Source organism: Cnuella takakiae (assembly GCF_001953305.1).
GTDB lineage: Bacteria > Bacteroidota > Bacteroidia > Chitinophagales > Chitinophagaceae > Flavisolibacter > Flavisolibacter takakiae.
Genome location: NZ_MTFE01000010.1, coordinates 967,112 through 975,966, shown reverse-complemented (window position 1 = coordinate 975,966; position 8,855 = coordinate 967,112). Strand labels below are relative to the sequence as shown.

Below are 8,855 nucleotides of genomic sequence, written 5' to 3'. Positions count from 1 at the left end.
AAAAACCCCCAACCCCAAACCCCAAACCCCAAACTCCAAACCCCAAACCCTCCACCCCAAACCGCCTAACCTGCGTTTCCCTTAACTTTAGCCTCCCTAAAATCAATCACCGCCAGTGCAACACAATTTCAACGCAGGTCCCGCTATTTTACCCAAAGAAGTGTACGAACAGGCCAGCCAGGCCGTTTTGAATTTCAATGATACCGGTTTGTCCATCCTAGAAATAGGCCACCGCACCAAGTTGTTTCAGCCCATCATGGATGAAGCCCTTGCGCTGGTAAAAGAGCTGATGTCGCTGGACGCCGACCATGAAGTATTGTTTTTGCACGGCGGCGCTTCCACGCAATTTATGCAGGTGCCCATGAACCTCCTGGATGATAATGCCTCTGCCGCCTTCACCGATACCGGTGTGTGGGCAGCCAAGGCCATCAAGGAAGCAAAGCTTTATGGCAACGTAGATGTTATCTGCTCTTCGAAGGAAAGCACCTACAACCACCTGCCCAAGGAGTGGACGCCCATCAACCCCGAAAGCACCTACCTGCACCTCACCACCAACAATACCATCTATGGTACGCAATGGCAGGACTTCTCACCCTTTTACAATGCCGGTGTGCCCCTCGTAGCCGATATGAGCTCCGACATCCTGAGCCGCCCCATGGACTACAATAAGTTTGGACTGATTTACGCCGGTGCGCAAAAAAACATTGGCGCTGCAGGTGTGAACCTTGTGGTGGTAGACAAAAACATGCTGGGCAAGGTTAGTCGCAAGCTGCCCACCATGATGGACTATCGCAACCACATCGAGAATGGCTCCATGCTTAATACGCCGCCAGTATTTGCCATCTATATCTGTATGCTTACGCTCCGCTGGCTCAAAGCCAAGGGTGGTGTGGCTGCTATCGAAAAAGAAAATATCCACAAGGCCAAACTGCTCTACGATACCATCGATGCTTACCCCGAAGTATTTACCGGCACCGTAGCCAAGGAAGACCGCAGCCTGATGAATGCCTGCTTTGTGATGCAAAACAGCGATGCTGAAGCCCGCTTTAACGCCATGTGCCAGCAGGAAGGTTTTGTGGGTGTAAAAGGCCACCGCAGCGTGGGCGGTTTCCGCGTATCGCTGTACAACGCACTGCCTTACGAAAGCGTAGTGGCGCTGACGGAGGCGATGAAGCAGTTTGCAGCAAAAGGATGAGTGATGAGTAATGAGTGATGAATTAGCAGTAGGAGCTTGCTTGTTTGCTGGTACTATCAATTCGGATAAAGCACCATGCAGGCAACTCCTTCCAATTAATTCATCAGAAAAAAATATTCACCACTCATCACGCTCATCATCACTCATCAACAATTGCCGCACACTCATCACTCCTCACTCTTTACTCATCACTCAATCGCAATAAATGGCAACCATCCAACCTTTCCGGGCCCTGCGTCCGCACCTCGAGTACGCCGCACAGGTGGCATCGCGTCCGTATGATGTACTGAACTCCGAAGAAGCCCGCGCAGAAGCCGCCGGCAACCTGCTTTCTTTTTTGCATGTTACCAAGTCGGAAATAGATTTGCCCGCAGGCATCGATATCCATACCCCCGAAGTGTACGAAAAGGCAAAGGCAAACCTCGATGCACTGGTAGAGCGGTCCATCCTGTTCCAGGAAGCGGAGCCCTGCTACTACATCTACGAACTGGCATGGCGCGGCCGCACCCAAACGGGCCTGGTTTGCGTATCATCGGTGCAGGATTATTTCAACGACGTAATTAAGAAGCACGAGTTTACCCGCCCCGAAAAGGAAAAGGACCGCATCGACCATATGCGCACCATCCGGGCACAAACCGGCAATGTGTTTTTGGCCTGCAAGGAAAATAAGGACCTCAGCGACACTTTTGCACACTGGAAAAGCCAGCAGGTAGCCGACTACAACTTCACTGCCGATGATGGCGTACAGCACACCATCTGGGTGGTAAATACAGCGGCCACCATCGATGTGATCACCCGCATTTTTGAAGAGCAGATTCCGTTTACCTATATCGCCGACGGGCACCACCGTTGCGCCTCGGCAGCCAAGGTAAGCAAGGAGCTGCCCGACAGTGCAGCAGCACAGTATTTTCTTACCACCATATTCCCCGCCAACGAGCTGGCCATCTTGGATTATAACCGCGTGGTAAAGGACCTCAATGGCCTTACACCTGAAGCCTTCCTGCAAGCGCTGGAAAGCGATTTTACCATTGCCAAAGCCGAAGGCGCCGTACAACCCGCAGCACTCCACCAGTTTGGTCTGTTCCTCGGCGGGCAGTGGTATACGCTTACCGCTAAAGAAGGCACCTATACCACCGACCCCATTGGTGTGCTGGATGTAAGCATCCTGCAGGCAAATGTGCTGGCCAAGCACCTCAACCTCCACGATCCCCGCACCGACAAGCGTATTGATTTTGTAGGCGGCATCCGTGGGCTGGGCGAGCTGGAAAAAAGGGTGAACAGCGGCGAGATGGCGGCAGCATTCAGCCTTTACCCCGTGAGCATCCAGCAGCTGTTCGACATCGCCGACAGCGGCAATGTAATGCCGCCCAAGAGCACCTGGTTTGAACCCAAGCTGCGGGATGGTTTGCTGACGCACGTGATTTAAACAACACCCCTGTCTCCCTAAAGGGGGAACTTAGGCCGGAGCAGCTCTTTTTTCTGCTCCATGCGCTAGTATCTGATTCCAAAACAACAAAGCCACTCCGCCAAAGGGTGGCTTTGTTGTTAAAAGGATTGTTTGACCTAAGTTCCCCCTTTAGGGGACAGGGGGTGCAGGGGTTTTAGGCGCTATATTTGCCTTTGCGGATCAGCTAATTTCAGCTGATGTACTACAAACCATGATGATGAAAAAACTGAAACAGGTTTTCTTCGCTACCCTTATCGCCATCAGCAGCACCGCAGGTGCGCAGGAACAGAACATGCAGGAAACAGGGCGTGCTTTTTTGCGCAGCGGCGATTTTGAAAATGCCATCCTGGTGTTCAACAGGGCACTGGCTTCGGACAAGGAAAACCGCGAGCTGAAAAAAGACCTCGTACTGGCCCACTACTATAAACGCGACTACAGCAAGGCCCTCGAAATAGCCAAATCCCTCATTGACGACGATGACGCCGATGTAATGAGCTTTCAGCTGGCAGGCAATGTGTACCGCGCCCTGGAAGACCTGAAAGAGGCTACCCGGATGTATCGCCGTGCCATCAAGAAGTTTCCGGCCAGCGGGCCACTGTACAACGAGTACGGCGAACTGCTGGCATCCGCCAAAAACGGGGAAGCCATCGAGCAATGGGAAAAAGGCATACAGGCCGACCCTTCTTTTGCCGGCAACTACTACAATGCCGCCGTGCATTATGCCAATGCAGGCAATAAGGTATGGCCCCTCATCTATGGCGAAATATTCGTGAATATGGAAAGCCTGACCGAAAGGGCCACCGCCATGAAGAAGCTATTGCTCCAGCAATACAAGGAGCGCCTTTTTGCCGAAGGCAACGAGCCTAAAAATGAAAGCGAGTTTGCCAAAGCCTTTTTGCAAACGGTGCAAAAGCAGGGCAGCGTAGCCAATACCGGCATTACCGTGGAAACACTCACAGCCATCCGTACCCGTTTCCTGCTCGACTGGTATGCCAGCAACGCTACCAAGTTTCCGTTTAAATTGTTCGACTACCAGCAGCAGCTGGCCCGCGAAGGTATGTTTGAAGCCTACAACCAGTGGCTGTTTGGCACCGTAGAAAACCTGCCGGCCTACGAAAACTGGAGCCGCACCCACAACGACGCACATGCTGCCTTTACCTCCTTCCAGCGCAGCCGGATCTTCCGGGTGCCACAGGGGCAGTATTACAGGTAAAAGCAGTTTTTGATTTCTGGTTTTTAGTTTCTAGTTTTTGGTTACAGGCAGCAGGGATGACTGAATTTGAACTTAGAGAAACATCAACCTTTTGTAAGAAGTTTATAGAACCTTCCTTACAGCCAGTGATTGGCAACAAGAAACCAAAAACCAAAAACTGAAAACCAAGAACCTGCACTCGCTGCCTTTTCGCCTATATTAGTCTTTGATTGTTTGCCTTATTAAAAACCAACACTATGATCAAGCCACGCAGGTTGTTCGATTGCATTACCGTGCAGCAGGAAAATGGCGGACTGGATGCCATGCTTGCAGCTAAAGAAAACGGGCAGTGGCGCAAGTACGCCACCAACGAAGTGGCTACCCTTGTAGACCAGCTGGCAACGGGCCTGCTGGCCATGGGCATATCGGCAAACGATATGAGTATTGAAGGCCGCGACAAAGTGGCCATCATTGCCAAAAACCGGCCCGAATGGGTGATGCTGGACCTTGCGGTGCAAAAAATCGGGGCCGTGTTGGTACCCATTTATCCTACTGTGCACGTTACGGACCTGGCCTTTGTGCTCAACGACGCACAGGTGAAGATGATTTTTGTAAATGATGAAAGCCTTTTTCAGAAAGTGCAAACGGTGCAGCCACAGGTACCGGTACTGAAGGATGTTTTTTCTTTTGACCTGACACCCGGCTGCCGCCACTGGAAAGACCTGCTGGCTCTGGGCCGCCAGGAACATTACCAACAACTGGCCACCGCCTCCGAACGCATCAACACCGAAGACCTGCTGACGCTCATCTATACCTCTGGTACCACCAGTACGCCCAAAGGTGTGATGCTGAGCCACCACAATATCTTGAGCAACGTGTTGGGCGCTATGCCTGTATTTCCGCCCGGCGACAATATGCGCTCCCTGAGCTTCCTGCCGCTCAACCACATCTTTGAGCGCATGGTAACCTATCTCTATCTTTTTGAGGGCACCAGCATCTGCTACGCCGAAAGCATGGAAACCATTGGCGACAACCTCAAAGAAGTGCAGCCGCATATGTTTACTACCGTGCCCCGCCTGCTGGAGAAGGTGTACGATAAGATCATGCAGAAAGGCACGGAGCTTACCGGTGTCAAAAAAAGGCTGTTCTTCTGGGCACACGACCTGGCTACCCGCTTCGAAATCAACAAAGAGCAGAGCTGGTGGTACCGCACCCAGTTGGGTATTGCCAACAAACTGGTATTTAAAAAATGGCGCGAAGCCCTGGGAGATAACCTCAAATGCATCGTTACTGGTGGCGCTGCCTGCCAGGTGCGGCTGATCCGCATTTTTACCGCGGCACAGATACCTATAATGGAAGGCTATGGCCTTACCGAAACCTCACCGGTGATTTGCGTAAACCGGTATGAAGCAGAAGGCCGCAAGTTTGGCACCGTAGGTCCTGCTATCGATGGCGTGGAAGTGGGTATCGCCGAAGATGGCGAAATCATTACCCGCGGCCCCCACGTGATGATGGGTTATTACAAGCGCCCCGACCTCACTGCCGAAGCCATCAAAGACGGATGGTTCTATACCGGAGATATTGGCACCCTCGATGAACAAGGTTTCCTGGCCATTACCGATCGCAAGAAGGAACTGTTTAAAACCAGCGGCGGCAAATACGTGGCGCCACTGCCCATTGAAAACAAACTCAAGGAATCGCCCTACGTAGAGCAGGTGATGGTGGTGGGCGCCGACCGCAAGTTTGTGGGTGCGCTGATCGTGCCTTCTTTCCTCAACCTGCGCGACTGGGCCAACCGGCACGCACTGGGTAACCTGAACAACGAAGAGCTGATACAACATCCCAAGGTGAAAGACCTGTACAAGGGACTGGTAGATAGCTTCAACAGCTATTTCAGCCATATAGAGCAGATCAAGCGCTTTGAGCTGCTGTCCACCGAATGGAGTGTGGATACCGGCGAAATGACGCCCAAACTATCCTTAAAACGCAAGGTTGTACTGGACAAACACGCCGCTGCCGTTGAACGGATTTATAATGGCGACAGGGTTTTGGATAAGGTGTGAGGTCTGTGGTTTTTTGTTTTTGGTTTTTGGTTTTTTGTTTGGAACAATAAGACCAACAAAGCAGCCAAGGTCTTTTATTTTTCTTTTTATAGTACTAAACAACAGTGGCGGGTACAATTTCTTGTATCCGCCACTGTTGTTTCTAGTTGTACGTTAAAAAGTTTGTTCCAAACTCCAACCAAAAACCTCTACTCCCCTTCCCTATTCTTCCGGTAGTTATCAAAATTCTCTGCCACATCTTCCTGGTTGGCGGCATTGTCCTCACCGGGATTGTCCAGCTGGCTTACGCCATTGATATGTCCCTGCTCGTTAGGCTTGAGGGTTGTGTATTCGTCCTGCTGGCGCAAAGCCATATCCATCTCTGTTGGTTTGGGATAAGATTCCGGACGCAATTGTTTATTGTTTTCGTCTGACATAATTAAAGGTTTAGTGTTACCGGTATTGTTTCCATTATGATGCCAAAGATGGACCATAGACGATAGACCATGGACCATGGTCTATCGTCTATGGTCCATGGTCTAGCCAACACCAGAACGCCCTGCCTGAATGGGCAAGGCGTACGGGTTTTGCCGTTTAACACGGCGGCAATGCATCGTTACATACCTCCTGCACCACTGCGGTTGTGGCCCATGCTGTTATTTTCATCCATATCGTCAAGGCCACCAGTATCGGTGCGGCCACTGCCGGTGCTGCCACCACGGCCCGAGTCGCCACTGTCGAGGGGCACACCCGAAGAACCGTAATCGGCTACGCTGCTGCGCTCGATATTCATGGGCTGGCCACCGGTATCCTGGCGGTCGCTTTCTGCACCGCCCTGACGCATGCTTTCATGGCCTTGGGTGCCGCCGCCCATATCCTGCTGCTGGTTGCCCATGTCCTGACGCTGGCCGTCCTGCAGGCTGTCCGAGCTCTGGCTCTGACCACCCAGCCCTTCCGAACCACGGGTGTTATCCATCCCGCTGCGATCCTGGTTCATATCGCTGTTTCTGTTTTCCGACATAACTGTAGATTTTGAGGTCAAAAAATATTATGGCAGGAAAACAGGCTAAAAAATAGTGCCATGAAAAGGTGTATGGCCGCCGGTTTTTTGTTTTTGGTTTTTTGTAGAGAGCATTAAAATGAAAATACTTGATTGGTCAAACGGAGTTGAGACAATAAGAAAGCCCCGCCATGTAGCGGGGCTTTTGTACAGCAGGCTGCAAATTTATTAGCCAAGCTTTGCCTCAGAAGAGATCTGGGTATTCAGCAGCTTTGAGATGGGGCAGTTGGCCTCAGCTTCTTTTACCGCCTCGCCAAACTGTTCTTCGCTGATACCGGGTACGGTACCTTGCAGGATGAGGTGCGATTTGGTAACAGCGCCATTCTCAAAAGTTACTTCGCACTTGGTTTCGAGGCGGTCGGCAGTAAACCCTTTTTCGTTGAGCACAAAGCTCAGCTTCATGGTAAAACAACCTGCGTGCGCCGCTGCAACCAGTTCTTCGGGGTTGGTGCCAATGCCATCGGCAAAACGCGTATTGAAAGAGTATTGGGTTTCTTTAAGTACACCGCTTTGGGTAGATAGATGGCCATTGCCTTCTTTGCCGGAACCGTTCCAAACGGCTGTTGCGTTACGAATCATAGTTGATTTTGTTTTTTGTGGTTGTACTAAAGTAAAAAATGTACCGCGATGGCTGCTCGTTTTGCCGCCGCGGCAACAAACATAACTTTATCGGGACAAAACAGCTTTATTTTAAACAATCCTCTACGGGCCCGGCAGCAAAGCTGTTTACACCTGCTCGCGGTTGCGGGTAAGTTCCCCTACCAGGTTTGTTTCCAGCAACTGCTCCAGCCGCAATCCGCGCAGCCCTTTACCCATGCCATACATCAGCTTGGCTACGGCAGCCTCAAAGGTCATGTCAAAGCCGCTGGCCACGCCCATTTCCTTGAGCTCACGGCTGGTATCGTACCGCCCCAGCTCCACACCGCCTACCGGGCACTGCGATATGTTGAGTACGGTTTTGCCATCATCAATTGCCTTACGCAGGGTTTGCAACAGCCAGGGATGCGTAGGCGCATTACCCGAACCAAAAGTTTCCATCACGATGGCCGCCACATCGGCGCCCACAATGGCTTCAACGGTTTGCTGCTGGATACCGGGATACAGTTTCAGTACTGCAATAGAAGGATTGATCTCTGTTTGCACATGCAGCTTGCAATCGGTGCAGGGGCGGATAATGGCGTCGTTGAACCGCAGGTGCACGCCCGCTTCGGCAAGCGCCGGCAGGTTGGGTGAGCGGAAGGCTTCAAATTTGGAGGAACTGTACTTAAAAGTGCGGTTGCCGCGAAACAGCTGGAAGTCGAAATAAATAGACACTTCAGGCACACGGGCCATTCCTTCGCGTTTGGCCGATGCGATCTCCAGGGCAGTGATCAGGTTTTCGCGGGCATCGGTGCGTATTTCGCCGATGGGCAGTTGCGAACCGGTAAACACCACGGGTTTGTTGAGGCCCTCCAGCATAAAGCTGAGTGCCGATGCGGTATAGGCCATGGTATCGGAGCCGTGCAGCACCACAAAACCATCGTACTCGTCGTAATGGTCGCCAATGGCACGTGCCAGCTTGATCCAGGTGGCCGGTGTCATGTTGGATGAGTCGAGAATAGGATCGAAGGAATGGACGGTGATCTGGTAGTCGAGTCGCTTCAGCTCGGGCACATTGTCTACGATCTGCGTAAAATTAAAAGGCCGGAGCACCCCGGTATTGGGGTCGTTCATCATGCCAATGGTGCCCCCCGTATATATGATGAGAATTTTAGTCATAGCTTTTACTGCACCTGATCCTTCGCGCTGTGCCTAAGGGTTAGAGGCGGCAAAATAGCGCAATTAGCCAACAATACTGCCAATCCTTTACCAGTGGCACTTTCAGGCCCGAAGGGTTATGCACAAGCTGCCCACGTTGGAAAACAAAGAGATAGATAATT

8 protein-coding genes are annotated in these 8,855 nt (G+C 51.7%); 4 read left to right on the top strand and 4 right to left on the bottom strand.

The window, feature by feature from the left end:
* Window positions 1–115 precede the first annotated feature (115 nt).
* The 4 genes from serC (at window position 116) to BUE76_RS04655 (ending at window position 5,897) form a co-directional block, all read left to right on the top strand.
* Complete coding sequence (gene serC / locus BUE76_RS04670) at window positions 116–1,195, top strand: 3-phosphoserine/phosphohydroxythreonine transaminase (protein ID WP_073045061.1); 1,080 nt, start codon at window positions 116–118, stop codon at window positions 1,193–1,195.
* 205 nt (window positions 1,196–1,400) lie between these two features.
* Entirely contained in the window at window positions 1,401–2,621 is a 1,221-nt protein-coding gene (locus BUE76_RS04665) for a DUF1015 domain-containing protein (protein WP_073045060.1), read from the top strand.
* Between the two features lie 238 nt (window positions 2,622–2,859).
* A complete protein-coding gene (locus BUE76_RS04660) occupies window positions 2,860–3,855 on the top strand; it encodes a tetratricopeptide repeat protein (protein ID WP_158069925.1) in 996 nt (331 codons plus the stop codon).
* A gap of 236 nt (window positions 3,856–4,091) precedes the next feature.
* Complete coding sequence (locus BUE76_RS04655; RefSeq protein WP_073045059.1) at window positions 4,092–5,897, top strand: AMP-dependent synthetase/ligase; 1,806 nt, start codon at window positions 4,092–4,094, stop codon at window positions 5,895–5,897.
* 188 nt (window positions 5,898–6,085) lie between these two features.
* Here the strand turns inward: BUE76_RS04655 and BUE76_RS24130 are convergent, their stop codons facing one another.
* The 4 genes from BUE76_RS24130 to BUE76_RS04640 all read right to left on the bottom strand — a co-directional run bounded on the left by BUE76_RS24130 (window position 6,086) and on the right by BUE76_RS04640 (window position 8,694).
* The gene (locus BUE76_RS24130; protein WP_143157371.1) at window positions 6,086–6,313 is read right to left on the bottom strand and encodes a hypothetical protein; all 228 of its coding nucleotides are present in this window, start codon (window positions 6,311–6,313) and stop codon (window positions 6,086–6,088) included.
* A gap of 179 nt (window positions 6,314–6,492) precedes the next feature.
* Entirely contained in the window at window positions 6,493–6,897 is a 405-nt protein-coding gene (locus BUE76_RS04650) for a hypothetical protein (RefSeq protein WP_073045058.1), read from the bottom strand.
* Window positions 6,898–7,104: 207 nt separating this feature from the next.
* On the bottom strand, window positions 7,105–7,515 hold the full coding sequence (locus BUE76_RS04645) for an OsmC family protein (RefSeq protein ID WP_073045057.1): 411 nt from the start codon (window positions 7,513–7,515) through the stop codon (window positions 7,105–7,107).
* Window positions 7,516–7,662: 147 nt separating this feature from the next.
* Window positions 7,663–8,694 (bottom strand): asparaginase, encoded by a 1,032-nt coding sequence (locus BUE76_RS04640; RefSeq protein WP_073045055.1) that lies wholly within the window; start codon window positions 8,692–8,694, stop codon window positions 7,663–7,665.
* Window positions 8,695–8,855 lie beyond the last annotated feature (161 nt).